Source organism: Methylotuvimicrobium sp. (genome assembly GCF_050611805.1).
GTDB lineage: Bacteria > Pseudomonadota > Gammaproteobacteria > Methylococcales > Methylomonadaceae > Methylotuvimicrobium.
This window is the reverse complement of sequence record NZ_JBNGHF010000002.1, coordinates 72,023-98,710: the sequence shown is the minus strand read 5'-3', so window position 1 is coordinate 98,710 and position 26,688 is coordinate 72,023. Positions and strand designations below refer to the sequence as shown.

Here is a 26,688-nt window from a genome sequence, read left to right as displayed (position 1 = left end):
TCAACCGCCTTTTTGTGAAGGCAATTTGGAAGTGAGTCGTAAGGAAACAGTCAAGCCCTCCAACTGATAATGCGGTCTCAAATAAAATTTGGACGCATAGTACCCCGGATTACCTTCTACTTCTTCAACGACCACCTCGGCGGCGGACAAAGGACGAATGGCTTTGTCCTCTTCCGTTGCCAATGCCGGATTAGTCAAAACATAATTACTAATCCAGCTATTAAGCCATCTTTCCATATCGTCACGCTCTTTGAACGACCCTATTTTATCCCTGACGATACATTTCAAATAATGCGCGAATCGGCAAGTTGCGAACAAATACGGTAGTCTTGCAGCTAGATTGGCATTTGCCGTTGCATCGGGGTCGTCGTATTCAGCCGGTTTATGTAGAGACTGCGCACCGATAAATGCGGCGAAATCCGAGTTTTTCTTGTGAATCAATGGCATGAACCCTGACTTAGCCAATTCCGCTTCGCGGCGGTCGCTGATCGCGATCTCAGTCGGACATTTCATATCGACGCCGCCGTCATCGGTCGGAAAGGTATGGACCGGTAAACCTTCAACCGCACCGCCGGATTCTATGCCGCGAATTCTTGAGCACCAGCCATAAAGTTTAAACGAACGGTTAATGTTGGTCGCCATCGCATAGGCCGCGTTAGACCAAGTATAATTGGCGCTGTTGGCCGCTTCGGTATCTTCTTCGAAATCGAATTCCTCAACAGGGTCGGTTTTTGCTCCATAAGGCAGACGGGACAAAAATCTCGGCATCGCCATTCCCAAATATTTGGAATCGTCGGAATCTCGTAACGATCGCCAAGCCGCATACTCGGGGGTGGAAAAGATTTTGGTCAAATCTCTAGGGTTAGCTAATTCACCCCATGAGTCCATTTGCAATGTAGTCGGCGACAAACCGGTAATAAACGGTGCATGCGATGCGGCGGAAATTTTCGCAATTTGATTCAATAATTCGACGTCGGGCGGTGAATGATCGAAATAATAATCCCCCATTAAACAGCCGAAGGGTTCGCCGCCGAATTGACCATATTCTTCTTCATACAATTTTTTGAACATGGGACTCTGATCCCAAGCCGTCCCTTTAAACTTCTTGAGCGTCTTGCCTAACTCGTTCTTTGAGATGTTCATGACCCGAATTTTAAGCATCTCGTCGGTTTCGGTATTGTTGACTAAATAATGCAGTCCTCGCCAAGTACCTTCTAGTTTTTTAAAGTCTTCATGATGCAGTATTTTGTTGATTTGTTCGGTCAATTTACTATCGATTTGCGCGATGATAGACTCGATTGAAGCTATCGCGTCATCGGATACCAACGAAGTATCCTTTAAAACAAATTCGGCAAGCGTTTGTACCGCGCTTTCAACTTCTTCTTTCGCTCGTTCGGATTTCGGTTTGAATTCCTTGGTCAATAATGCCGAAAAATCGCTGCCTTCAGCGACCTCTCCGGTCGTTACTTCTGCTTCTGTTGCCTGTTCTGCTTCAGCCATGGTTTACTCTCCTCCTTCCTCGGTTTTTGCTTCGGCTGGATCGGCCGGCTTCGGCGCTGCGGTCAGCGACTGCAATAAAGCCGGATCATTGATTACCTTCGCTATCAATTCTTCGGCGCCGCCTTTTCCGTCCATATAGGTGACCAAATTGGCCAATTGCGTTCTCGCTTCCAGCAATTTATTCAGTCCGTCTACTTTTCTTGCCACAGCCGCCGGCGAAAAATCATCCATGTTTTCGAAAGTAAGATCGACATTCAAATTGCCTTCGCCTGTCAAGGTGTTGGGCACCGTAAATGCAACCCGAGGTTTCATTGCCTTCAGTCGATCATTGAAGTTGTCCACATCGATTTCGAGCATTTTACGATCTGCGACAGGCGCCAATGGATCGGCGGGTTTTCCCGACAAATCAGCGAGTACTCCCATCACGAAAGGCAGTTGAACTTTTTTCTCTGCACCATAGAGTTCGACATCGTATTCGATTTGTACTCGCGGCGCGCGATTACGCGCGATAAACTTTTGACTGCTTTCAGCCATTTAACACCTCCTCGATAGAAATTTGTAACGAAAATTCTGAGTCCAATTTATTCATCTTCACCCTTAGACCCCATGATAATACTGGCTTGGCTGACGCCGTCCGGTGCAATATCCATGAGTGCATCCATGAAACTTTTTCCGACTAGCCGCTGCGCTCGCTCAAGAAGCAACGGCACAGGACTCGACGGTTCGTTTTTTTTATAATAGTCGCAAATCAACTTGAGCGCATTTAGGACATCTTGACTGTTATTGATGGCACCTGAGATCGATTTTTTCGTGGCTTGCGGTCTACTTGCCATCTCGTCCTGGCTTTCCGGATCGACTTGTGGGGCGTCGATGTCGTCGACCCCGCGCGACTCCAGCCAGCCCGATAACAAATGCTCGAACTCCTTCAATAAGTGCCTAAGCGCCTCAAAGTTAGGAGCATTGTTGATGCCTACTTGCTGAGTAACGAAGTCTTCCAAACTATTCAGGCTTTCGGCGCTTGCCACGATCGATGCCAAATTACTTTGTAATGCAGCAATATCGCTATCCTGAACAGCGGCTTCGATAGTCCCTAATTTCGGGGCATTATCATCTTCGGAAACCGTCATTTTCTCGGCGGCAATCATGAAATCGCGAAAACAAAAACGGCCTAATGCTTTCGACTCGACTAAAGAAACAAGCTGCAAAGGACGCAACATCGTTTCATGATCGCATAAAGCCATCAAAATATTGACGCGCTCAGTAGGGTCGTTGTCGTCATCGGGGTCGAGCCGAGGATACACAGCGTCCCAGTGCTTTGCGATCAATGTGTCGATTAACTTTAATCCTTCGCTAAGACCGGTAAGTCCTTCGAGTGCAATCAAGGTGCGCAAGTAATAAACCAGAACTCTTAAATCGCGCGTCCGGTCTAGCAAGGCTTCAGCGGATTTTTTAATTTCCTTCCAGTCCGGCGGTTCGGCTTCTTGAATAGTGTCGCCGATTTCCTGTTCCGGCTTGCCGATTATGTCTTGCTCCAACGCGATAAAAGCGGGGTCGTATTCCAGATCGTCGCCGCAAACATTATCAGGATCGATGTCCTGTAAATATTTTTCGATATCGATACTCAATGCACTCACTCCTTAAACGACAATTTTATTAAAATTTTATTTTTCAACCGAATTGCCGTTGGTACTGACGACAATTACACTGACATTGTCTCTAGCGCCTCTATCAAGAGCGAGGTCGAGCAATGCCTTAGCACTCGTCTTCAAACTTTGTTTAAGTAGTATAGACTCAATTTCATTAAAGCTTAGCTCTTTATCTAAACCGTCGCTACTTAACAAAAACAAATCACCGAGGCGCACGTCGGAGTAGCCGCAATCCAGCTCCAATTCGTCATCGGCTCCCACGGCACGAGTGATAACATTCGATTGTTTGACCGTCCAACCTGCCGAAGAAACCGATTGTTCCGGTGCAATCTCATTTTCAGCACAATGATCACGGGTCAGTTGCTCCAATTTGTTGTCCCTTAGCCGATATAAGCGACTGTCTCCCGCCCATAAAAAAGCGCAACGATTTGAATTACCGATCAAGACCAGGACGGTGCTGCCAACAATCGAATCGTTATAGCTGTTACTGGAAAGCTCCCGTAATTCCTTGTTGACATTAACGATACAGGCGGAAACATCTTTACAATATGCTTCTAAGTCAGAACGCGGCGATACTTTATTCAATCTATCGACAATCAATTGGCTAGCCACATCTCCCGCTTGATGTCCGCCCATTCCGTCGGCAACCGCCCAAAGACCTGCTTCAGGCCTGTCGAGTATCGAATCTTCATTGAATTTACGGCGTTTACCGGTATCGGTGAGAGCCCAAGATTGCCAATGCCCTTCACGTTGGTCCGGTAAGATTTCAGTCGTCATATAGAACGGCAGGGTATCATGCTCATTTTCAATATTCTGAGTCTTCTCGATAAAAGTCTCAGGCGTATTGGCCGAATGGTGTAATTTATCGAGGTTTTCCGGAACCGTACCTTTTTCAATATCCCATCCTCTTTCCGTAATAAGCCCATTTAGAAATCCGGAGAATGCAGCGATCGGCGGTAAACCTTCGCAAGCCAACAATGACGGAGTCTGATCCTCGGAGCCGCCGGTAGACCATAGTGTAAAGCCCGGAACAAAGCGGTTCATTAACGATGAACTCAATCCGACAAAAGCATCGGCAATCGATTCAGGACGAGCCATCGACAGATAAAATGCTTTTTTTCCGGCATTTCTGCGCATATCCCGAACATTGCTTGAAACCTCGGAAGCCCCTAACGGTGCGGCGGGAATATTTTTGATCAATCGATCGAATACTTCAGGATCGAGCCCGTCTTCCAGGCCGCTCAATGCCGCTTCTTCGAGATGCTCAAACCACTGTTCGGCCGAAGACATCAAATAAGCCAAGCAATTGCCGCTGTCGATGCTCGCCGCCACCGTCAACGGAAAATATCGTCCTACCTTATCGACGCTGGGCATTAATATTCCGGCCCAGGCGGAATATCCGCAAACTCCGGGGCTCAACGCAAAACGCCAAATCGGGCTACTTAAATAGCTGTTCAACCATGCGTCCCCCAATTCTTCCTTGCTGGCGGCAATCGAGCTTTGCAGCCAACTATCCCAAGGATTCAGAAAGTCGCGCGGCAAACGTCGGGTAACAAAGTCGCCCAATATCGGCAGTTTGCCGTAAAACCCGGGTTCCGAATGAGGCAAAGTCATTACAAGCTCGTTGGAAATTGAAAATTTTGCAGTTCTTTGAGCGCAAAAGGATTATCGACGCTGGTCGCGCTCAATTCATAACGCGCTTCCAAGTTGTCGATTGCAAATGTCAGCATGAACCTGTCTTGCGCGGTAATTTGAATTCGGGCTTTATCAAGCAGCTTAAACCATGCCCAAGCGCCCTCCTCGGAACGGCTGACTTGACGGCCGTCTAAGGTATCGAAACCGTAACGCACAGAACCGCTTCCGTCCGTTCCAGGCCACTGCAGTTGAGTACTTCGCGCCGGACCATGCCGGTAATCCAATTGCTGACCTTCCAAATTCAGCCAAAACCGTGAAGCTTTGGCATCGAGCGATACCGGTCTCAGGTTGAATCGAACCGAGGGTAATTGACTACCGCCTTGAAAAAATACTTCACGGATTTTTGCCGCATACTGAAACTGCATCAGCACCGATCGCGAAATACCGATCGATTGATTATTTTGAGTGATCAATCGCCAGGTTCGGCCGCTGGTATCGACAAACGGTTTGAGATTGGCATTGAAAAACTGATCCAGGATACCGTTCGGTGCAAAAAACCGGCTAAAATCTTGCAATGTAATTTCTCGACTGGCGCGTCTGGACAGCGGATAACGGCCTTCGAGTCCCGATTTATAGAGCGGCATGACCTCGCTCTGCCAAAGCTTATTGAGCTGCGCCTTGCTCGACCCCATGATCAGATTCAAATTGCCGCTGGAAAGCTTCTCGGTCATGCTTTTCAAGGGTTCGGGCAAACGCGCCGATTCCATTTTCATGCGCGACATCACATCGCCTCCGCCGCCCCCTTCGCTGCGCTGTGCGGCGATCCTTATCGCCGCCCCGCCGCTATCTGAAGTACTGCCCAAATCGATCATGAAGCCATACAACTGACCGAGCAGATTGATGGTCTGGTCGAATGGCGCACCGGCGCCGCCGACGCTTCTGACTAATGAGGCTAGCGGTTGAAAATGGCGCTCGACGACGGTGCCCGGCGGATCGGTCGGCGCTTGCACGACACCTTCGGCTTGTGCGGCTTGCAACAGTTTTTGCGTTCGCGAATCGACCGTCTTTTCCGCGCCTTCCTTGACTGCCGCCAAAGCATCCAAAGGACTCGGCGGTTTGCGTGTTAAGGAGGTCTGCTTGTCGATAGTCTCCAGTAATAGCCGAATCGGCGAGTTGGGTGCCGAGGCGAATTCGAGTAATTCGATCGACTGCTGAATATTACCGACGCTTCGGATTTTTAGATTGCCCAGCATATTGCTCCAATACTGAATGAAATCCTTGTCGTAATAGGTCTGAACGTCTTGCTGCAAGCGTTCGGGATCGGGCGCGCGGGCTCTACCGACATCGCCCAACACCCAATTATCCTCGACTGTCTCTTTCGCCAAAGCTTGGTTTTGTTTTAGAAATACTTGATAAAAACCGTCGTGCGTGAACAAATAAGGGATGGTTTGCTGTTCGAATTTTCCGGACGCGACCGTAAAAACCCGAGACGCATTCGGCCCTAGCGCATCCGACAAACGAAGATCGCGGCTGCCATCCTGCATCGCCTCGCTCTTGATGCGCATATAGACTTGCTGCGCAACAGGAATGCGATTTAACACTTGCCGCGTTGCGGCGACTAAACGCTGGTCGAGCGGCTGGGGCTCTATTTTTAGCTTGAGCAAATTATCGAGATGACCGAGCAAGCCGACTTGAACATCGTCGGTATAATTTTTTTTCCAATCGATAGCAACCCAAGGCCGCACCAAGCCGGGCTCGAGCCGTTTGGGCTCGCCGAACATCAAATAGACTTTTAAGAGTTCATAGAGAATTTCGGGGTTATTCGCCTCTTCGCCTCGGATACGTTGTTCTAGCCTTGTCTTGATCAATGGTAAAAATTGCTTCAATAAAACTTGGTCATAGGTATCGTTAATGACCGGTTGCACTTTGTTGCCTTGAAACAAGCCGAAACGCATCGACAAGGGCTTTTCGTCGCCATAAACTCGTTGAATGTCTTGCATCGCATTCATGCGTTTCAATAAGTCGGCAAAGTCCGATCGATTCGGATAATTCGCCGCGGTTTGTTCGTATTGTTCAATTTTTTGACTCAGATCGTTCAATGCCGACTGATTTTGAGTAAAACTAAAAGTCCATAAGGCCGCCATTAATAGTGTCACAGCCAGTGCCGAACCGTATGCAACCTGACGCAGCAAGGCATAACGACGCTCTACGCGCTTGTTCAAACCGACGATCAGGGCTTCGTCGAAAATGACCTCCTTCAGCAAACGGGTAATGAAAAAACTCTTTCCCTTGCCGCTGAACATCGGCACCGAAAAACGATCGAGTCTGAAAGTACTCGCCAAAATCCCCATCAGACGGTCGATCGGCGTGCCTTCTTGCGTTCCGCTGGTAAAATAAACGCCTCTGAGATAAGGGGCTTGTTGATATCGGTTCGCGCCGTAACACTCCTTAAGAAATTCCAACAAACTCTCTTTCAGCAAGGCCATGCGTTGAGGAAAGCCGAAAATCGAATGACGGCGCTGCAAATCACGCTCTTCTTGAAGTCTTTTCGGCAAACGCGCATTCAAACGATCCAACAAGCCGTCGAAATCGTCGCCGACCCGACCAACAACATCGATAGGGTGATCTTGATCTTCTTCAGGAAAAGTAACACCCCAAACTTGGGTTCTTTCTTCTTTGCCTAGATCGGCAAAGAAGTCGTTGAAACCTGCAACCAGATCGCATTTGGTAAACAGCATATAGATCGGAAAGCGAATGCCGAAATGTTCGTGCAGCTCCTGAATACGCTGCCGAATCGCTTGCGCATGTTGAATTCGCTCCTCCTCGGTCTGCTTGATCAAATCGGACAGGCTCATCGTGATCAGCACGCCGTTGACCGGCCTGCGCGGCCGATGTCTTTTCAGCAAATTCAAAAAACCGAGCCATGCCGCCTTATCGACCGCCTCATGGCTGTCTTGCGTCGTATAGCGCCCGGCGGTATCCAACAGCACCGCTTGATCGGTAAACCACCAATCGCAATTTCGGGTCCCGCCGACGCCTTTGACCGCGTTTTTGCCGAATTTGTCGGCCAGCGGAAATTCCAGTCCCGAATTGATCAATGCGGTGGTTTTTCCGGAACCCGGCGGCCCGATGATGATATACCAGGGTAATTCATAGAGATACTGACGTCCCTGGCCCGACTGGGTTTTGATTTGTTTTAGCGTGCGTAGCGCATCGTCGAAATGCTTGCCGAGTTCGCCGATTTCCTCTTCGCTGTCTTGCTCGACTTGACTGGGCCCGCTCGTTCCGTGCGCTCCATCGCCCCCGACCAGTTCATTGACCATTTGCGTATTGGCGCGATTGGCTTTGACCTGAATGCGTAGATTATTCAATCCCCAGAGCAAGACGATCACTAGAATCGTAATTAGCCTGGAAACTTCGGACTCAAGGGGGACACTTCCTGCTATCGCAATGAGCGGCCCGAAAAACCAAATTAACAGGCCGACGGCAATAATGCCGATCAGTTGAATGACCCATTTATTTTTGAAGAAACCGATGATTTTTTTCACGTTTGTCCTTTTAATCCTGAAAAAATGATTTCGACACGACGGTTCATCGCTTTATGTTCGGCGCTGTCATTCGGCACCAGCGGCTGCGTTTCCGCACGCCCTTCGGATGTAATGGTCGCAGCGATTCCCGGCTTGCTGTTGAGCATATCGGCAACCGACTGCGCGCGTGCTCTCGATAAATCCCAATTGGATGGAAATCTCGCCGAAAAAATCGGATCGCTGTCGGTATGACCGACAACTAGAATACTGCCGGTAACTTTGGTAAGCGCTTCGCCGATTCTATTCATTAACGGATAATATTTCGCGGTTATCGAGTCCCTACCGGAAGCGAAGAACCCCTTGCCCATAATGCGTAACACGATTTTGTCGTTCTTGCGATCCAACACGACTTCGCCGCGCGCAATTTCCGGCGCAAGAAAACCGCTGATATCGTCATACAATGAATAAGCGGGAGGCGCATCGGGCGGTTTAGGCGTTTCGGGCAACGGTTGGGCGACTGCGACTTGTAGCGGCTCAAGGCCGTCCTTGATCGCATAGAGTTTTGCCAGCAATGGATTGGACGCGGCATTGATTAAATAGAGATAGCCGAGATAGGCCAGCATTAGAACCATACCGACCACCGCGCCGATGACCCATAGCGGAACCAAGCGGGTCAACACATTACGTTTGTCTTTGATGCCCTGCCATTGTATCGACAGTTCCTTTTCTATATCGCCGCGCTGCCGCTGTATGATTTGATACAGATTTTCCCGAACTTCTTCAAGCCGGGTCATGCCGTGTTCCTGAATGCGGTATTTCCCTTCGAAGCCGAGACAAAGGCAAAAATACAATAATTCCAACAAATGCAGATGCGTGCCGGGCTGCTGCATAATGTTTTTCAAAATTTGGAAAAACTTTTCTCCGCCCCAAGCTTCCTTATGAAAAGTAATCAACAGACTGTGCGTGCTCCATATACTGTTACAGCCCCAAGGCGTATTTAGCACCGTTTCGTCGAGTAAGGTACAAAGACAATAACGCGCGGCCTGTACTTGATCGGGCGGGATGCCACGTCCTAACGCTTTTGTTTCGAATCGCTTGACTTCGTTGATCACATTATCTCTCAGACCAGCAATGTCTGGATGCGATGCGGTATTGCGTAATTGCGCGACTAAAGATAACAAAGACAACGCGCTAGCAGTCAACGGGTTATCTTTCGAATATACGATTCGTTCGTGTAGGCCTTCAGGAGGCATTGGCGCTTTATCGGGTGCATGCGCCGGCATCGGCTCCTGAGGTTTGGGCTTTCTTCCGCCCGGCGTAGGCCTGAGGATGGTTTTGTCGTCATCGATGTAATTACCGAATGGGTCGTCTTGATTCACTGTCGTTAACCGTTTTTGATTGCCCAAAATTCAAGTTCAAGCCCTGGAAACTCACCGGCGATATGGATCGCAAAACCGCCCGACTGAGCCATTTGCTTCCATAGCTCGCTTTGTTTGTTGAGCTCGAAATAAGCGAAACCCGCATGATAAGGAATTTGCCGTGGCGCGACCGGCAGTGCATGAATCGAAATACCGGGCAAGGCCGAACGCACCAATTGCTGAATCTGTTCGACCGGACCGATTTTGACCTGCGTCGGAAAACTGCTGCGCAATTGTTCCTTAGACACTTGCGCATTGGCGGCCAGCACGAATACCGCATCCTTGAGCAAATTCGGGTCCGGCACCTTCGCGCCGCGAATGCCGTACTTCGGAGCTGTCAAAGGAATCGGAATCGCGTTTTGCTCCAATACCGCACTCAATAATTGCCGCAACTCCTCCATGACTTGCATGAAGGTCGCTTGTAAATCGTCGTGCCTATAAACCGGAAAACTCACCGGTCTTTTATTAGGCCTGCAAAATGTCGATAACTCGCCGGCCAATTGCACCGCAATTCGGTAAAAACTTTCCGGATGCAATGCGGGAATGGATTGCAAATGTTCGAATAGCGGCTCGACACGATTAACCATTTGCAACAGCATGTAATCGGAAATTTCGGCAACTCCGCCCCTGCCCGCTTCGGAAGCCCGTCCGCCGAGAGCTTCTCCGCGCGTATGTAATAAGCCGAATAATTCTTTGATAAACCCGCTCAAGACAGGCATAGCGTTGCAATCGAGCGAAGGCGGAATAAAACCCTGATCGAGAATCACGTTTTTATCGGCCCTCGACTCGATGACTCTTGCCACCCCGATACAAACATGACCGGAACGCTCTTGTCGCTCCAATAAAAGTCTAGTATGAAGTTTGCCGACCAAGATCGCAGAGGTCGTATTCGATCCGGTATTATGGTCGCGAACTTCGCTTTCGAAGGCATGATAGCGCGCCAGATTATGACGGTTCTCGTCGGTATCGATTTCAATCGTACCCGGTTGGCGGACCGGTAGCGATAGATAAACGATATTATTCTGCACGTCGCTTGGAATATCGACCGGCAAAGGCAAGTCGTCGTCTTCGGGTAAATTAAACGGCGTTCCGTCCGGAAAGATCCCGCTACATTCGGCCAATGCAAATTTGCCCATGGCAAGCTGCCGCTGGTCTATAACAATCTTTTTGACTCCCCAATCATAAGGCGTAAGGTTGCCGCATCGTTCCTTGACGAGAGTTTCGATATACCGGTCGTGTTGTTGAAAATGTTGGGGCCGCAAAAACATGCCTTCCGACCAAACCGTCCTGTTATTTTCCGCCATTGTTCTTGTAACCTTTTACCCTGTGATATGAATTTTCGAACTAACCTTAGGTTTAATATTATTAAGGATTTCGTGATAATTAACGTCCTGGAACTATGAGTCTTGTTGAGGGTTCGGTAACTCGCTTGGCAGGACGCCGTGAACCCAGCACCTAAATTATCGAAGGTAGTTAGCCATAGCCAACGAGCCATGGAATTTAGTTGCTGGGTGAATATACGTCCGTGTAGGCTTGACGGCGGCCTTATCTGCCGCCGAAATCCTCGCCAAGCATGCTCCACACCCTTTTTACCCTCAAATTGGGAGTTTCTGTTGAAAAACGGCTTTCTCAAACCTCCAATCATCATAGTCCAAATTTTTTATTTTTGTTCCGCGCTGTCGTTAGCGCTTTCATTTGTTCTTCATAAGCCTCTACGAAGGCATCGCCGAAAAAATTCTCAACGGCTTCTTCGGACTCAATGCGATAAGTTTCCTGATAACTGTCCCAACACTTGGCTTTTTTTTGTAACACGATGCCTTGCTCGAATTGTTTTTCGATCGTTTTCGGGTCGAATCTTTTCAATAAGTCGGTCAATGAGGCTTGAATCCCTGCTTGCATCGCGAGCTGATGATTCATGATGTCATTGAAGCCTTGCTCGATCGATTCGACCGATTCGAGAAAACCGCCCTCTTTGTTTTGAATCAATTGCTTCAAAACATCATCAGTCGAAACGGCGAACTTCAACGGATTATTGTCGGCCGCTCTTATTACAGTCACATTGACACGGAATAAGCTCTTGAATTCTGCTCGGCTTCGTAAGACCGACACGGTACCGGCAACCAATTGCCGAAACATTCTGCCAACTCTTTGCATCGCCTCCGATTGATTCTTAGTTGCGCATTCGTTTTGATCAAGTCCGGCACCTTGCAAAAAAGCATTAAATAGGCCGTCATCTGAAATACTCTGTACGGGTTGTGCGGGCGGCGTTTCAGGGGAAGAATCTGACGAGTCAACTAGAATGCTGTTTAATTTTGAAGTTTGCGTACTATTAGGGTAGGCGACCGGCGATGGAAAAGGTTCTGAAGCCGATGGCTCAGGATCGGCTAGAGACGATTTCGGAGCGAAATCGTCGTTGTTAAGCAAATCCGTACCCGATGATCTTGAATCGTCCTCTATCTGTCCGTTACTGGAGGGCGAACCGGAGTCGGCGAAAAGATCCTCGAAACTCAAGTTTTCAGGAATTTCCTCAAAAGGTTTCGTTGCTGCTTCTACCTGAGGAGCGATAAAGCTGTCGAAAAGCGGTGAAGCATGATCTTGCAAGTGACTTTCAAATTCGGGCGTTTCGTTTTCTTTGGCGTCGATCAATTCTTCATGCCGTGGAAAGGGTGAACCGCTATCGCCCATCAGTCGATTGGCTTCCCTATCGATCGGCGTTGAAAACAACTCTTCGGGTTCTGTCGATTTTGACGGCGAATCGGCAAAAATATCCGGAAAAGGAAAATCATCCTGGCTAGTTTCTTCAGTAATAATGGCTTCTATTTCATATTCGCCGACTTTTAAAAGGGTACCGTTATGAAGAGGTGTCGAATCGTTATGCAGCGGGTTAACTTCATTATCGATTAATACGCCAGCCAGACTTGAATCGGTCAGATAATATGTGCCGTTTTCGTACTTGATCGATGCATGATGTCGAGATACAAATTTATCAGGATCAGGTAAAACCAGCGTATTATCATCGGAACGGCCTATCGTGCCTTCGTCGTTTGGAAAGGCTGCTAGTTTAGGTTCGGACAAAGGCTTGCCTTTGTACATTGTGATCTTAAGAGATAAAGCCATTTCAACTACTCGATGAGAAATACAAAATCGTTATTTTCAAACAAATTTCAGGCTAAGTTCGCGTTAATTAGGTGACATTAAACTACGCCTATCTCTAAACTTGAAGACTGTCGGGTACGCTGTGCATACCACAGCGGAACCAACCGTTTAGAAATATGCACAAAATAACTTCTACAAGTAGTAGGCTTTGCGACGGTTTGGTGGCTCGCTTGACAGGACGCCGTGAACCCAGCACCTAAATTATCGAAGGTAGTTAGCCATAGCCAACGAGCCATGGAATTTAGGTACTGGGTGAATACGCCCATCTAGGCTTGACGGCGGCTTTCCCTGCCGCCGACACCTGTCAATCGAGCCACCAAACCACCTTTCAACAGTTGTCGAAGTTATTTCATGCTCGTTCCTTAGTTGAACGTGCCCGCATGTTGCCTTGCGCCGACATTAGGTACGCGCAGCGTACCCTACAATCCACTTTGGATTGATAAGTACACTTCCGATGCGGTGGATGTTCTCAACTATTACCGCATACATAGCCAAATTTAAACAGGAAAATTTAGTTCTACTCACGTCTTAATAAAAATACGTTCGATCTTAATTCAATTAATTCTAGTCTCTGTCCGATGGTTCTTCAAATACGCATTAACTTTGGATTTACCGAATTCTATACCGTAGATCAACATTCGGCACCGGAGTGCTAGCAATTCCCAGTTTGAGAAATTTCTCCGTGTTCAGGGTGCGGGGTATGTCTGTCGAGGAACGCCGTAAACCCATCCATGGGGGCTTGGCGGCGGCTAAACGCCAAGGATGGCGTGAATGCAGATTTTGCATTACGCCGGGATGGCGTGTATTAGGGCAATGCAGGAGCAATTGCCGAGGAGCAAAAATCTGCCCCTGCTGCCGACATCGTCGCCAAGCACACTCCGCACCCTTTTTTATTCTCAAATTGGGAATTGCTGCCGGGGTACTCGACAAAGGACGCCGTGAACCCAGCACCTAAATTATGCAAGATAGTTACCATAGCCAAAAGGCTATGGAATTTAGGTGCTGGGTGAATACATCCATGTAGGCTTTATGTCAGCTCCATGCTGGCAAAGCCTTTGCCAGGCACCCCGGTGCCTCCTTAGGCACTGCCGAAATTTGAAGTGTGAAAAGTATAATCAAATCAAATTCATCAATGCTTTATTCAAGGTTAAATAAGGCATCAAGCTGTTTGTCGCACTTCTCGAAACTTCTTGAAAAACGCGTTGATAACGGATGAGCTTCTGCTTATTAGATGAGCCTGCAAAATAAGCTTTACAATCGTATGCATCCGAGGCCAAAAGAGATTGCACGAGCCTTCCTTGAGTTTGTTTGATTTCAGCCTTGAGATTGTTAAAAACCTTGCGCTCCCAATGATTTTGCACCGTTATAACCGTCAGTTGATCCAACAACTTGTCCAAGTCCAAAAATTTCGCAACATCGATAAACGTCTTGCGTACTGTACTGAAGGAATGCCCGGATTCAGTAGACAATAGCGCAATTTGTGGAAAGTCGTTTAATGAATTGATGAATGCGATGCGCTTTGCCAGCTTGACGGGTATACCATTAACCGCTTCATTCTCTGAATCGGGCGAAATAAACTCATTGGCGAAAGCCGTTAAACAAGAGCGATAATTTTCCAGCGTAAGAGAATCAGGACGCACAACCAGTTCGTTCATCAATACCCATTGGCTGAATTCGGCCAAGACATTTTCCAGTTGCAATAGCAGACCGTACTGTTGTTCGGCAGGAATGAGATTATCCAAACTAAAAACTTCACGGCGAAAATCCTCGGCTTCCAGTACTTGATCGAAGGTCAAATAAACGGTAATGCTGTCGATGATACTGCCGCCATTGTCATTATGCCAATTCAAAAAACTGCACCCTGCTTGATTGATAATCGTATTACTGATTACGGTCGCCTTAATTGCCGGCGCGAGAGGATGACTGGTTAAATGCTCGGCAAAGTTCTGCCGTATCGGATCTGGAAAGTAGCTTTGCAAATAAATATCGTAATCGGAAACCGATATCAATTCGCTTCTATCCATGATGTCTTGCGTCAGTTGAATCTTACAGGCGGCCATCAGCACGGCAAATTCAGGTCGTGTAATGATTTGACCGGATCTCCCCATCACTGCTTTGTAAGATGGAAAAGACTCGACGGAACGGTCGAGTACACCGGCACTTTCCAATCGTTCTGAAAGCAACAAGTACTGTTCGGCATTCCCTTTTACACGTAATTGTTCGAGCGACAAACATAAACTTTGTTTGTAATTATTGGTTAATACTGCAGCGCATACTTCGTCGGTCAAGGATTCGAAAGTTTGCCGATAATCCTTCAAGCCTTGTTTTTTCTGAAGCCCGGTCAATAATATTTTGAGGTTGACTTCATGATCGGAACAATCGACCCCACCCGAGTTATGAACCGCATCAGTATCGATACGCCCTCCGCCAAGCGCGAACTCAATTCTGGCCTTTTGAGTGAAACCGAGATTAGCGCCTTCGCCGACAACCGCCGCACGCAATTGCAACGCATCGACACGTACATCGTCGTTGCTTCGGTCGCCTACATCTTCATGTTTTTCGTTAGTTGCTTTCACATAGGTACCGATACCGCCAAACCATAGTAATTCAACCGGCGCAGTCAATAATAAGCGAATCAAGGTCGAGCCATCCAAGCTTTTATAACGTATACCCAACCATTTGCGCAATTGCGGAGAAACTACAATGTCCTTCGCATGCCGCGAATAAACTCCACCTCCCTCGGAAATCAGGCTTCGGTCATAATCGTCCCAACTCGACCCCGGCAATTCAAACAAACGCTTACGCTCTAAATACGATTTTTCAAGATCGGCCGGTGCGGGATCGATAAAGATATGACGACCGCTAATTGCGGCAAGCAAGTGCGTGCTATTCGATAACAACATGCCGTTTCCGAACACGTCGCCGTCCATGCTGCCGATACCGACGACTGTAAAAGGCTCGCTTTGGATGTCCTTGCCGAGTTCGCGAAAATGCCGTTTAACGCACTCCCAAGCCCCACGGGCGGTAATTCCTAGCGCTTTGTGGTTGTAGCCATTTGAGCCGCCGCTCGCAAAGGCATCGCCGAGCCAAAAATGATATTGAGCTGAAACCGAATTCGCCAAATCCGAAAATTGAGCCGTTCCTTTGTCGGCGGCGACGACCAAATAAGGATCATGATCGTCGTAGCTCACGATACCTGGCAAACGCACGACCCGATCTTCGACATAATTGTCGGTCAAATCGAGCAAGCCCTGAATCAACTTGACATAAGCCTTCCGGCCCACTTCCTTGAAATCGGGGTCTGTAACCGGCGTTTTAACGATAAATCCACCTTTCGCGCCTTTCGGAATGATCAGTGCGTTTTTGCTCATCTGAGTTTGCATCAGATCCAATATTTCGGTTCTGAAATCGTCCGGTCGGTCCGACCAACGAATGCCGCCCCGAGAAATCTTACCGCCCCGCAAATGTATTCCTTCCATATCGACCGCATGCACATAAATTTCATTTTGAGGCTTTGGAGGGGGCATGTCGATGATGCCGAGGCTGTTGATCTTAAATGCGATAAAAAAATCGTCCCGCTTTTGCCTAACATGAAAATTACAACGCATCGTTGCATCAATTAAATTAAACAGCGTACGCAAAATTTTGTCGTGATTGATATCGGTAACGCCGCTAAGATTCTCTAGCAATTTAAGACGTAACGGAAACAACAACTGTTCCTCGCGTTGCATCGGCTCCCCTAAATTAGGGTCGGGCCTAAAACGGGCCTCGAAATACTCAAACAAGGCGAAGGCGGTACTAGAATTAGCGAGTAATGCCTGGTTGAAACTGCTAGTCGTCGTCGGGTAGCCCAATTGCAGATAATAATTGCGATACGCACGCAGCACATCGATCTGCTGCCAAGTCATACCTGCCAATACCAGCAAGCTATTCAACTGATCGTTTTCAGCTTTTCCGTTAAATACCGCACCGATACCGGATAATAAGCGAGATTTTAACTCGGTAAAACTGTCGTGTTGAGACTTCGCAGCGGAAATCGTAAAACTTTTAATGAAAACCGGACTGCCGGACACTGTCAATGGAAATTGAACCTGATCCAAGACTCGCAAATTAAAGTTTTCGAGAATTGGAATATATTCATCCAAATAGCGTTCTTGCCGGCTGCAAAAATGCAAACGATAATGCCGAATCTGGCCGTACGGGCGCAACAAGCCGATCGTCATCGGATCATCATTCAACAACGATTCGATTAAGCCAATGTCCTTGATGGCATGGCGCGGAGGCATCAAGGCTTGATATCCGGGCGGAAAAACCGTACGGTATTTTTGCCATAATTTACAGGCTTTGTATTTACCGTAGGCGCGCTCCAGAGTTCGACACAACGACGTAGACCAGGGCCTGATCTGTTTGTTGAGATCTCTATCTAATTGATCGACATCGATCGTAATTGTTTCGGAAGTCGGCCTCAGCAAAAAATGCAGCCCCAAATAAGGACCGCTAAGCACAATTTTCCGGACTAATTCGGCGCTGCTATCGAGACTTGACGACAAGCGCCCTAACAATACGGATTCAATTTCTTCGCTATACAAATGAACTGGGGCAATAATCAGCGCGGACAACGACTCCAACCCGAAGCCACCGAGCACCACTAACTTGATGCCTTCCGGACGATACAGGTAACGCCTGAGCGATTGAATCAATAAATCGAGTTGGGGTATCTCGAGCAAAAATAAATCGACTTTCGGAAATAAATTGAATATCTCTTTGAGCTGCAGATATTCATAACTGTTTTCAGGGGTTTTATGATGCGCTAATGTTTGTTCGATTTTACGCTGTAAAAACGGGATATTGCTACATGCTCCCCCCATTTCGGTCTCGTCAAAAACGCCGAAAAAACCATATTCGCAAAAACCGCCTCCATCTGGCAACGAATGCTTGAACCCTATGTAAATTAAGGGTTGGTCGTGAATCAATGGGCTTCGTATCGGTAAGTATTGGATGATCAAAGGATAATCGCGCGCCAAAACAGCCTGCATCACTCGGAGAAAGTTCGATAGTGCAGTGGGATTATTGTCGTGACAAAACTCTGAACCCAAGGCTTTAAGCGAAGTGAACGCGTCTTGATCGTCAACCGACAGTCGATGACTCTTAAAAGGAATAAAAGCCTTTTGCTCAAGCCAATCGATCAAAGCGCTAAATTGAGAAAACTCGGAAATATCATTGAGGCCAAGCAAGCTCTCTTTCAAGGCTATGCGGTCTCGATCAAGGACTTCGGCCCATTCGATAATTGCCGTTATCCTTTCGAAAAAAGCATTTTTTATACCTGGATCAACCGCTTCTAGACGCAATACAATCAACAGTTGCTTGGTTCCGGATAAACCGTTACTTTCTAATCCGGTTATCATTTCTCCCTGACGCTTAACAGTCAAAACGGGATGTGCCAATAATTGAAACGGAAGTTGTTGATCGCTTTGTAACGCCAATAATGAATCGACAACATGCGTTAAATTACGACAGACAATTACGATAAATTGTTGAGGATCATTCGGTATCCTTAGTTCTTTGACGTTATGCGTTTCGATATTGTCAGTAAAAAGCTCAAATATCCTGACAATCAGCGATGACGATATATTAGGCGGCAATGAAACAAAATAGCTGTCCGGAAACAACAGCATTTCCGCCAATTTGATTAAAAACCGTCGGTTTTGATTGTCGCCTTGTCCTTCTAGGATATGTTGTACCGCCTTTAATTTCCGACGCTGACGCGATGCCTTTAGAGCAAGATTACCGGCTCTCAGATATACTTTCACGAACTACTCCTTGACTGGTTTCTGTTATTAAACGTCACGGCTAAGAGTCGCGCATGGAATAAATGTATCAAGACTTACTCCCTTTTGATTGAAAAACCGTCTAAAAATATAAGGTATGGAATGCGTCTATCGAGGACCGCCGTGAACCCAGCACCTAAATTATCTCAGATAGTTAACCATAGCCAATGGACTATGGAATTTAGGTGCTGGGTAAACCCATCTATGGAGGCTTGACGGCAGCTATCGAGCGCCAGGGATGGCGTGAATGCAGATTTTGCAGGAGCAAAAATCTGCCCTGCTGCCGACATCCTCGCTAGCCACACCCCATACCTTCATAAATTTAACTAATTTTTGAGTATAAAGGGAGTAGAAAACCATTCCTTTCTAAGAGGGGGTCGGGGAATCACTTGAGACTATTATTTCATGCACAGTTATTACTCTACCACGCGAAAAATGTAGCGCATGAAGATTTGAGATAAAGATTGGCTATTTAGCAAGGAGATTGCTCATCAAACATAGATTTGATCAACAATTTGGGACGATAATTATCGTAGGCTTTTTTTAATTTCTAAAACGTTGGCTTCTTCCATTCGCGTATAAGTGACCGAGTCCATCAGTGTCTTAATAAAATAAATACCCATTCCGTTTTCCTTCGGATTATCGAAATCCGGAATCGGCACTGACTCGATATCAAAGCCTTGTCCATGGTCGAAAACTTTAATATCGAGTTCGTCTTCCTGTATGTGAATCGTAATTCTGACACAGTCCTTCGGCCCTTTATATTTAGAATGTTTAATTGCGTTTGTTGTCGCTTCGGTTAACACAAGGTTCAATTGATAAGCCAACGCATCTCGATCACCGGAATAATGATCCAGCTCTCTACCGATCCGCTCCCCGATGCTGCCGATCAAATCCAGGTATTTGGTTTGTGTCGGAATAATTACATCAACCTGAATATCCGCACTTTGCATAAAAGCCTCTAAGATTCACTGGTGGTCGCTTCGTCCAAATCATTATAAATTTCGAATACCCGATTCAGTCGGGTCAATTCAAACATAGACAACACTTGCGGCTGGAGGTTCGACAAAGCTAATTTACCCGATTTTGCAGTCGCATGTTTAAATCCCGCCAGCAACGCACCCAACCCCGAACTATCGATAAACTTGACCTGTTGTAATTGCACGACGATATTAGGTTCGCCTTCTTCTATCATATCGATAATAAATGCTTTTAAATCACTCGAATTGTGAGCATCGATCCGTTCTTCATTGATGTGAAGGACATTGAAACCGTCTAATTGTTGCTGCGTTAAATTCATATCTTTTATATTCGTTAATCAAAAATAGTCGAAATTAGCCGATTGTAGTAGTTATACTCATCGTAGATCAAAATTCCGCATCGGGGCAGCAATTCTCAGTTTAAGAAATTTTGCCGAATTCAGGGTGCGGAGCCTGTTAAGCGCGAGTGACCGCCCCTTCAACAAAGCGCATAGTTCTACTCCCTTTATACTCAAAAAATGGCTAACTTTATGAAGGTATGGGGTGTGGCTAGCGAGGATGTCGGCAGCAGGGCTGATTTTTGCTCCTGCAAAATCTGCATTCACGCCATCCCTGGCGCTCGATAGCTGCCGTCAAGCCTCCATAGATGGGTTTACCCAGCACCTAAATTCCATAGTCCATTGGCTATGGTTAACTATCTGAGATAATTTAGGTGCTGGGTGAACGGCGGTCCTCGATAAACACATCCCTTACCTTTTATTCTTAGACGGTTCTTTGATCAAATGGGAGTAGGAAGTTATATATGACGACATCGTAATCTGAAGCACTTTGCAAATCAAGAGACTCAATTCACTTCGGCAATCACATTGAACAAGAATATCGACACGATTCCTTTTAAACAAGCACTTTGGTATTGGTTTAAACTCGGCTTCATCAGTTTCGGCGGTCCGGCCGGCCAAATCAGCATGATGCATCAAGAGTTGGTTGAAAAAAGAAAATGGATCTCCGAACACCGCTTTTTGCATGCATTGAATTATTGTATGGTTCTACCCGGCCCGGAAGCCCAGCAATTAGCCACATACATCGGATGGTTGATGCATGGTGTAAGCGGCGGTATTGCCGCCGGAGTTTTATTCGTACTACCTTCGCTGTTTATTTTAATCGCTCTGACTTGGAGTTATTTGGTATTCAACGAGGTTCCCGCCGTATCCGGCATACTCTACGGTATTAAACCAGCTGTCACCGCCATTATAGTTTTCGCCGCCTATCGAATCGGTTCCAGGGCGCTAAGTAACCGATATCTTAAACTGATTGCAACACTTTCCTTCTTCGCCATTTTCGCATTGAATATTCCGTTTCCCTTGATCGTGCTTGGTGCAGGCATCCTAGGCTGGCTAGGCGCGCATTATTTTCCGAACCAATTTCATATATCCGAACATCCTGTGAACTCTATAATATCCCATGGACCTGCCGTTATTGACGATCATACGCCCATGCCTGTCCACGCTAAGTTTACGTGGTCAAAAATCTATAAAACCGGTTTGACCGGTTTCGGGATTTGGGCAAGCCTGATTATAGTATTGCTGATCAACTTCGGTCGACACAGCTTATTGACACATATGGCTTGGTTTTTTACCAAAGCCGCTCTATTAACCTTTGGCGGAGCTTATGCCGTATTGCCCTATGTTTATCAAGGAGGAGTCGAGCACTTTTCTTGGCTGAACGGCACACAAATGATGGATGGCTTAGCATTGGGCGAAACAACTCCCGGACCGTTAATTATGGTCGTTGCGTTCGTCGGCTTCGTCGGCGGTTGGAATCATCCGGTGTTCGAACCTGACAGTTTAGCTTGGTCCGGCATCGCCGCGGCAAGCATCGCAACGTTATTTACTTTTTTACCGTCATTTTTATTTATATTGATCGGCGGGCCTTTAGTCGAAGCCACTCGCGACGATCTAAAATTGACTGCACCGCTCAAAGGCATTACTGCCGCCGTGGTCGGAGTAATTTTAAATCTTGCGGTATTTTTTGCTTGGCACGTTCTTTGGCCGCAAAACCTGAATGGGTCTTTTGATCCGTTTTCCGCATTAACCGGCATAGCCGCTTTCTTACTGTTGTTAAAATTTAAACGTGGAATTGTGACAGTAATCGGCTTAAGTGCAATTTTGGGATTACTTTATTCGTTGTCCATTACGAACTGAGCACACGCACCGATTTCCAATATCTATCGGACCAGTATTGATTATCCAAACTGGAAATCGCAACTCCCTTGATCGTCGAGACATGCAAGAATCTTCTTTGCTCGATATATATGCCGACATGATGTTGTTGAGGCCCCGTATTAAAAAATACCAAATCTCCGGTTCTCAATTGTTGCTGCGGTATAGATTTACCAGTCTGAGCTTGGCGGTCGGATGTTCTAGGCAAATGAACACCTAACTTTTTTGCGAATGTCAGATAAACAAAACCGGAGCAATCGATACCGGATTTCGAAAGCCCGCCATATTGATAAGGAATCGACGCCCATTCGCGGTAATGGCCATAGAGTGTTTGCTTTAATGCCGCTTCGGAATCGGGCATAGTAGCTATTAAGGAAGTTTTTTTCTGACCTTCCGAACAAGCAGTTAACAGCGCGAGCGCAAAAACTAAAACAATAATTTTTAAATCACTAGTTAAGAAGCGCATAGGAAAACTCATATTGATTCAGATAAAATCATTATATTTCCGTCAATTCTAGCGCAAACTTAAAAAATATTATGCTATATAAAATCCGCCAATCGTGTAGAAGACTTTCGATTATGCTCAAAACAAACAGAAATTGGAGGGATTCAATCGCGCAATTTTAATATAAAGATGCTTTAATTAAAGCTATGTTCGCGTTAATAGTTGATACCCATTTGAGAATAAACCAAAGGATATAGCTCTAAATAACTTGCTTTATTCAATATTGAGCGGATCGTTGAAAGGAGGGTACGGTTGCTCGATTGGCAGGTGCGGCGGCAGGGAAAGCAGCCGTCAAGCCCCCCATGGATGGGTTTACGGCGTTCCTCGACAGGCATACTCCGCACCCTGAACACGGAGAAATTTCTCAAACTGAGAATTGCTGTTACTCTTCATGGTGAAATGCTTTTTCTAGGTTAAAAGTTATGATCAACAATTACTCTAAAAAGGTTAAACGCGAGTTACGAGAATTAGCTGCACAAGCCTATGAAAAGGAACTTGCTCTTGAGCTCAAAAAACTGGAGAAAAGTTTTGCTGAATGGCGCAATGGTTCGATTAGCAGTGGCGAATTGAGTCATTGCGTGCATCGTCATGAAACAGGCGCATCAAAATCTCTATATAAAAAATATAACTACGGAGATATTCATCTTAACGTTGCTTATGCGATTGTAACAGGCATCGTTGATGAACAAGCGGCATCGGAGGACTTAAAAAAAGCCATTGCCTCATTCATTAACTATTACCAAGTTGCGAAAGACGATGGTGATATCAAGGCACTGGAGCATTAAACCGCTGAACGGTGGGTGATATAAGACTAATGATTAAATGGCAACCAAGGCAGAAAGGTCCTGCCTTGGTTAAACGAACTTGAGATTTATTCGGCTGCGACAATCAATTTAACGGTTGCAACAACATCCGAATGCAAATCGATATCGATTTCATACTCGCCGACTTGGCGAATAGCCCCTTCAGGCAACCGAACCTCATGTTTTTCAACCTTTGCACCGGCTTCAGTTAATGCATCGGCAATGTTTTGAGTACCGACGGAGCCGAACAATTTGCCTTCGTCTCCAGCTTTATGTGTAACGGTTACCGATAGGTTATTCAATGCTTCCGCTCTCGTTTGAGCCGCCAAATATTTCTCGGCGGCCGCTTGTTCTAATTCGGCCCGGCGCGCTTCGAATTCAGCTATTTTTGAAGCGGTTGCGGCAACGGCCTTGCCTTTCGGCAATAAAAAGTTTCTACCGTAACCGGATCTTACGCTAACTTTGTCACCCAGATTGCCTAGTTTTGCAATTTTTTCAAGAAGAATCACTTCCATCGTTATCTACCTCTGTTTCGGCTATTACCGAATTATTGTGCGCCATCAGGCGCCGGATTATTTGGAAAATTTATTTCGTAAGTTCAACCACGCATCAGCCAGGCCTATACCGGCAACCGGGAACATGACATGAGGTATGATCAATAACGTGACGTAAAACATCGGTACCAAAAAACGCCCGGAGCTCAACCTTGATAACATCAAATGCAATACTGCAGCCCCGATGAAGGTATAGAGCACAAACAATAGAATTGTGATATTCCACGCGACTTCCGAAAATATGCCGCTGTCAAACCACGCAATTGCTATTACGATGATGCTACCGATGGCCAGACGAGGATGGGTGCTCAAGGATAAATATTCAGCCCTGAAGCCTCCGGGATTATAGAGTATCGATTGCCACCATCTGCCTAAAAAAAGCCCAAATAAAAGGCTAAATATGGTGCCTGCAGCTACGACGCCTGTCATATAATGAGCCATGGCATGAACCGATTGCTCGATATTGTCAACAGGCACATCCGGCGATGACGCCATCATTGGCTTAATCATCTGTTCCAGCATCGGCAGCCAAAATTCGGACGGGGAGGATTGATAAAGATAAAACCCTAGCACTCCAAACGCACCGAGCAATATTGCTATTTCAACCGCAAGAGACAAATGCCTGCCTTCTCTCAGAACGATTGAGATAATCCAGATTGGTGACCACATCACCAAACCGTATAGCAGCGCAAATTGATATCCGCCTAAAACCAAAAGGCCCAATGCAGCAGCTGCGGCGCTGGCAAATAATAGCACCCATAACCCTTCATACGCGCCTCGGCGCAATGTCACCAATGCAACAGTAGCCGAACTTACAATACTTACCGGGGGAATGATCAGCGATATTAAAGCCAAGGTCGATGCAACCATGATGGCCTGCATCCTCCCTCGCATGATGTATTCCGCTAAAAATTTCATACGCCCGGTTTAAATTTTATTTATGTGCGTCGCAATACGGCAATAATGCGATAAAACGCGCGCGCTTAATTGCCGCCGACAACTGTCTTTGATGCTTGGCGCTCGTTCCGGTGATGCGACTAGGAACTATTTTTCCGGTTTCGGTAATATATTCGCTCAAGGTATCGATATCTTTGTAATCGATTTCGTTTGATCCATCCGTACTAAAGCGGCTTAGTTTTTTACGTCTCATGTTACGTGCCATAATATTCTCTCGATTCAATAACGGTTATTCTTCGGATACTGTTTCGTCGGCCTTATCATCTTTTGCCGAGTCTTTGACTTCTTCGACATCGGAGTCGTCAGCGTCGGCTTTAGCCTTTAATTCGGCCGCTTTATTTTCATCCGCTGTCGAGGTCGCTATTTTAGAAGGCTCGGTAACGGCTTCCTTTCTCAGCAACGTCATGCTCCGCAAAATTGCATCGTTAAAACGAAAACCGCTTTCCAGTTCTTCAAGGGTTGGTTGATCGCATTCGATGTTCATCAACACGTAATGAGCTTTATGAATCTTGTTGATGGGATAAGCTAAATGCCTACGCCCCCAATCTTCAAGACGGTGAATTTTGCCAGACGCAGCCTCAATGGTCGCTTTGTAACGATCAACCATCGCCGTAACCTGAGCACTTTGGTCGGGATGGACTAAAAAGACAATTTCATAATGTCGCATGATTACTCCTTTCGGGAAAAAGCCTTCCATCTCTGTCTTAAGTAAAGATGGTAAAGCAAGGATATGGCACGGAATGCGCCAAAACCGGAAATTATAAATGTTTTATTCATACTGGGCAAGCGATTGCTTATTATCTCAGCAACCCCAGTTTAAGCAGTTTCGCAGACCTTAGGCCGTGGGATATGCTTGACGAGCAATACCGTCACCTTGCACCTAAATTATCCAGATAGCCAATAGACTATGGAATTTAGGTACTGAGTAAACCTATGGGGCTTGATGGCAGCTCTAATACCAAGGTTGGCGTGAATGCAGGTTTGCATTACGCCATGGATGGCTTGTATTAGGGCACCAACTGCAGGCGCTTTAGGCGATGAAGGGTTGAAAAATGCTCCTGCATTTTCTGCATTCGTTACATCCTTGTAACTCTGCAATTGTCGAAGAGCAATAAAATCCGCGCTGTCGCCGACACCTATCAGTCAAGCCCCTTCCAGCATTTGTCGAAGTTATTTCATATTCGTCCCTTAGCTATTGCACGAAAACTTCTTGCAAAAAAGCAACCAAACTTTTCCATGAACGCTTATCGGCAAGAGCGTTATAGACGGTACCGAAACCAGGATCGTTAGCCACCGGATTTGTAAACGCATGAACGGTATTACCGTATATATGCATTTGCCAATCAGCACCTGCGTCGGTCAATTCCTTTTCCAATGTCACGACATGGTCGACCGGCACCATCGGATCATCATTACCGTGCATCACTAATACCTTAGCCTGGATATGAACTGCAGACAGATTGGCCGGTGGAATCAGCAAACCATGAAAACTAGCCACACCTTTTAGATCGGCACCGGTCCTAGCCAAATCGAGCACACATAGGCCACCAAAACAAAAACCGATCGCCGCAATCATTTGATCGTCGACCCAAGGCAATAATTTAACCGCCGACAATGCTGCAGCAATTCTTCTTTGCAACATCGAGCGATCATCCATAAAAGGCTGCATCAATTGAGAGTTTTCTTCAACGCTGTTCCCTCGTTTGCCTTTACCGTACACATCCAATGCGAAACCGACATATCCCAACTCTGCAAGCTTTGTTGCCTTATCGGCAACAAATTCGTCTCGCCCACCCCAAGCATGACTAATCAACACAGCAGGACGTCGACCTTTCAATGCATCGTCATAGGCAAAAAAACCTTCTAAAACCGCATCGCCATCCAGATAGTCGACAGTATTCGATACAATCGCCATATTGTTCTCCTCGTTGATTGAATTTATAAATTACACCCATCGTAT

General features: G+C 46.6%; 19 protein-coding genes. 2 read left to right on the top strand and 17 right to left on the bottom strand.

Going from position 1 to position 26,688, the window contains the following annotated elements; all coding sequences use genetic code 11:
- The 11 genes from tssC to ACRJJO_RS01805 all read right to left on the bottom strand — a co-directional run bounded on the left by tssC (window position 1) and on the right by ACRJJO_RS01805 (window position 20,010).
- Complete coding sequence (tssC, locus tag ACRJJO_RS01855) at window positions 1-1,500, bottom strand: type VI secretion system contractile sheath large subunit (protein ID WP_431064276.1); 1,500 nt, start codon at window positions 1,498-1,500, stop codon at window positions 1-3.
- A 3-nt stretch (window positions 1,501-1,503) separates the two neighbouring features.
- Window positions 1,504-2,034, bottom strand: a complete 531-nt coding sequence (gene tssB / locus ACRJJO_RS01850) for a type VI secretion system contractile sheath small subunit (RefSeq protein ID WP_431064275.1) — start codon at window positions 2,032-2,034, stop codon at window positions 1,504-1,506.
- A 47-nt stretch (window positions 2,035-2,081) separates the two neighbouring features.
- Entirely contained in the window at window positions 2,082-3,134 is a 1,053-nt protein-coding gene (gene tssA, locus ACRJJO_RS01845; RefSeq protein WP_431064274.1) for a type VI secretion system protein TssA, read from the bottom strand.
- A 27-nt stretch (window positions 3,135-3,161) separates the two neighbouring features.
- Complete coding sequence (tagF, locus tag ACRJJO_RS01840) at window positions 3,162-4,760, bottom strand: type VI secretion system-associated protein TagF (RefSeq protein WP_431064273.1); 1,599 nt, start codon at window positions 4,758-4,760, stop codon at window positions 3,162-3,164.
- Window positions 4,760-8,329 carry a type VI secretion system membrane subunit TssM gene (tssM, locus tag ACRJJO_RS01835; RefSeq protein WP_431064272.1) on the bottom strand — a complete coding sequence of 1,190 codons (3,570 nt, stop codon included), beginning with the start codon at window positions 8,327-8,329 and terminating at the stop codon, window positions 4,760-4,762. Before tssM ends, tagF begins: the two co-directional genes overlap by 1 nt.
- The gene (gene icmH, locus ACRJJO_RS01830; protein WP_431064271.1) at window positions 8,326-9,687 is read right to left on the bottom strand and encodes a type IVB secretion system protein IcmH/DotU; all 1,362 of its coding nucleotides are present in this window, start codon (window positions 9,685-9,687) and stop codon (window positions 8,326-8,328) included. Before icmH ends, tssM begins: the two co-directional genes overlap by 4 nt.
- A 5-nt stretch (window positions 9,688-9,692) precedes the next feature.
- Window positions 9,693-11,030 carry a type VI secretion system baseplate subunit TssK gene (gene tssK, locus ACRJJO_RS01825; RefSeq protein WP_431064270.1) on the bottom strand — a complete coding sequence of 446 codons (1,338 nt, stop codon included), beginning with the start codon at window positions 11,028-11,030 and terminating at the stop codon, window positions 9,693-9,695.
- Between the two features lie 340 nt (window positions 11,031-11,370).
- The gene (tagH, locus tag ACRJJO_RS01820; protein ID WP_431064269.1) at window positions 11,371-12,843 is read right to left on the bottom strand and encodes a type VI secretion system-associated FHA domain protein TagH; all 1,473 of its coding nucleotides are present in this window, start codon (window positions 12,841-12,843) and stop codon (window positions 11,371-11,373) included.
- Between the two features lie 1,154 nt (window positions 12,844-13,997).
- Complete coding sequence (locus tag ACRJJO_RS01815; RefSeq protein WP_431064268.1) at window positions 13,998-18,692, bottom strand: NAD-glutamate dehydrogenase domain-containing protein; 4,695 nt, start codon at window positions 18,690-18,692, stop codon at window positions 13,998-14,000.
- Window positions 18,693-19,237: 545 nt separating this feature from the next.
- Window positions 19,238-19,663: an ATP-binding protein gene (locus ACRJJO_RS01810; RefSeq protein ID WP_404361229.1), complete on the bottom strand. Its 426-nt coding sequence runs from the start codon at window positions 19,661-19,663 to the stop codon at window positions 19,238-19,240.
- A gap of 8 nt (window positions 19,664-19,671) precedes the next feature.
- Window positions 19,672-20,010, bottom strand: a complete 339-nt coding sequence (locus ACRJJO_RS01805; RefSeq protein ID WP_341328712.1) for an STAS domain-containing protein — start codon at window positions 20,008-20,010, stop codon at window positions 19,672-19,674.
- Window positions 20,011-20,556: 546 nt separating this feature from the next.
- On the opposite strand from ACRJJO_RS01805, the gene chrA reads away from it, so the two are divergent.
- Entirely contained in the window at window positions 20,557-21,891 is a 1,335-nt protein-coding gene (chrA, locus tag ACRJJO_RS01800; RefSeq protein ID WP_431064267.1) for a chromate efflux transporter, read from the top strand.
- Here chrA and ACRJJO_RS01795 read toward each other — a convergent pair.
- Window positions 21,881-22,270: a C40 family peptidase gene (locus tag ACRJJO_RS01795; protein WP_431064266.1), complete on the bottom strand. Its 390-nt coding sequence runs from the start codon at window positions 22,268-22,270 to the stop codon at window positions 21,881-21,883. The two genes, chrA and ACRJJO_RS01795, sit on opposite strands and share 11 nt — an antisense overlap.
- Before the next feature lie 566 nt (window positions 22,271-22,836).
- On the opposite strand from ACRJJO_RS01795, the gene ACRJJO_RS01790 reads away from it, so the two are divergent.
- Window positions 22,837-23,199 carry a hypothetical protein gene (locus ACRJJO_RS01790; protein WP_431064265.1) on the top strand — a complete coding sequence of 121 codons (363 nt, stop codon included), beginning with the start codon at window positions 22,837-22,839 and terminating at the stop codon, window positions 23,197-23,199.
- A gap of 86 nt (window positions 23,200-23,285) precedes the next feature.
- On the opposite strand, the gene rplI is transcribed toward ACRJJO_RS01790, so the two are convergent.
- From rplI to ACRJJO_RS01765, 5 genes are all read right to left on the bottom strand, one after another.
- Window positions 23,286-23,732, bottom strand: coding sequence for a 50S ribosomal protein L9 (gene rplI, locus ACRJJO_RS01785; protein ID WP_431064264.1), 447 nt, complete (start codon window positions 23,730-23,732; stop codon window positions 23,286-23,288).
- A gap of 57 nt (window positions 23,733-23,789) precedes the next feature.
- Window positions 23,790-24,689 (bottom strand): hypothetical protein, encoded by a 900-nt coding sequence (locus tag ACRJJO_RS01780; RefSeq protein ID WP_431064263.1) that lies wholly within the window; start codon window positions 24,687-24,689, stop codon window positions 23,790-23,792.
- Between the two features lie 16 nt (window positions 24,690-24,705).
- A complete protein-coding gene (gene rpsR, locus ACRJJO_RS01775; RefSeq protein ID WP_341328708.1) occupies window positions 24,706-24,933 on the bottom strand; it encodes a 30S ribosomal protein S18 in 228 nt (75 codons plus the stop codon).
- Window positions 24,934-24,957: 24 nt separating this feature from the next.
- Window positions 24,958-25,395: a 30S ribosomal protein S6 gene (gene rpsF, locus ACRJJO_RS01770; protein WP_431064262.1), complete on the bottom strand. Its 438-nt coding sequence runs from the start codon at window positions 25,393-25,395 to the stop codon at window positions 24,958-24,960.
- Between the two features lie 525 nt (window positions 25,396-25,920).
- Entirely contained in the window at window positions 25,921-26,643 is a 723-nt protein-coding gene (locus ACRJJO_RS01765) for a dienelactone hydrolase family protein (RefSeq protein WP_431064261.1), read from the bottom strand.
- Window positions 26,644-26,688 lie beyond the last annotated feature (45 nt).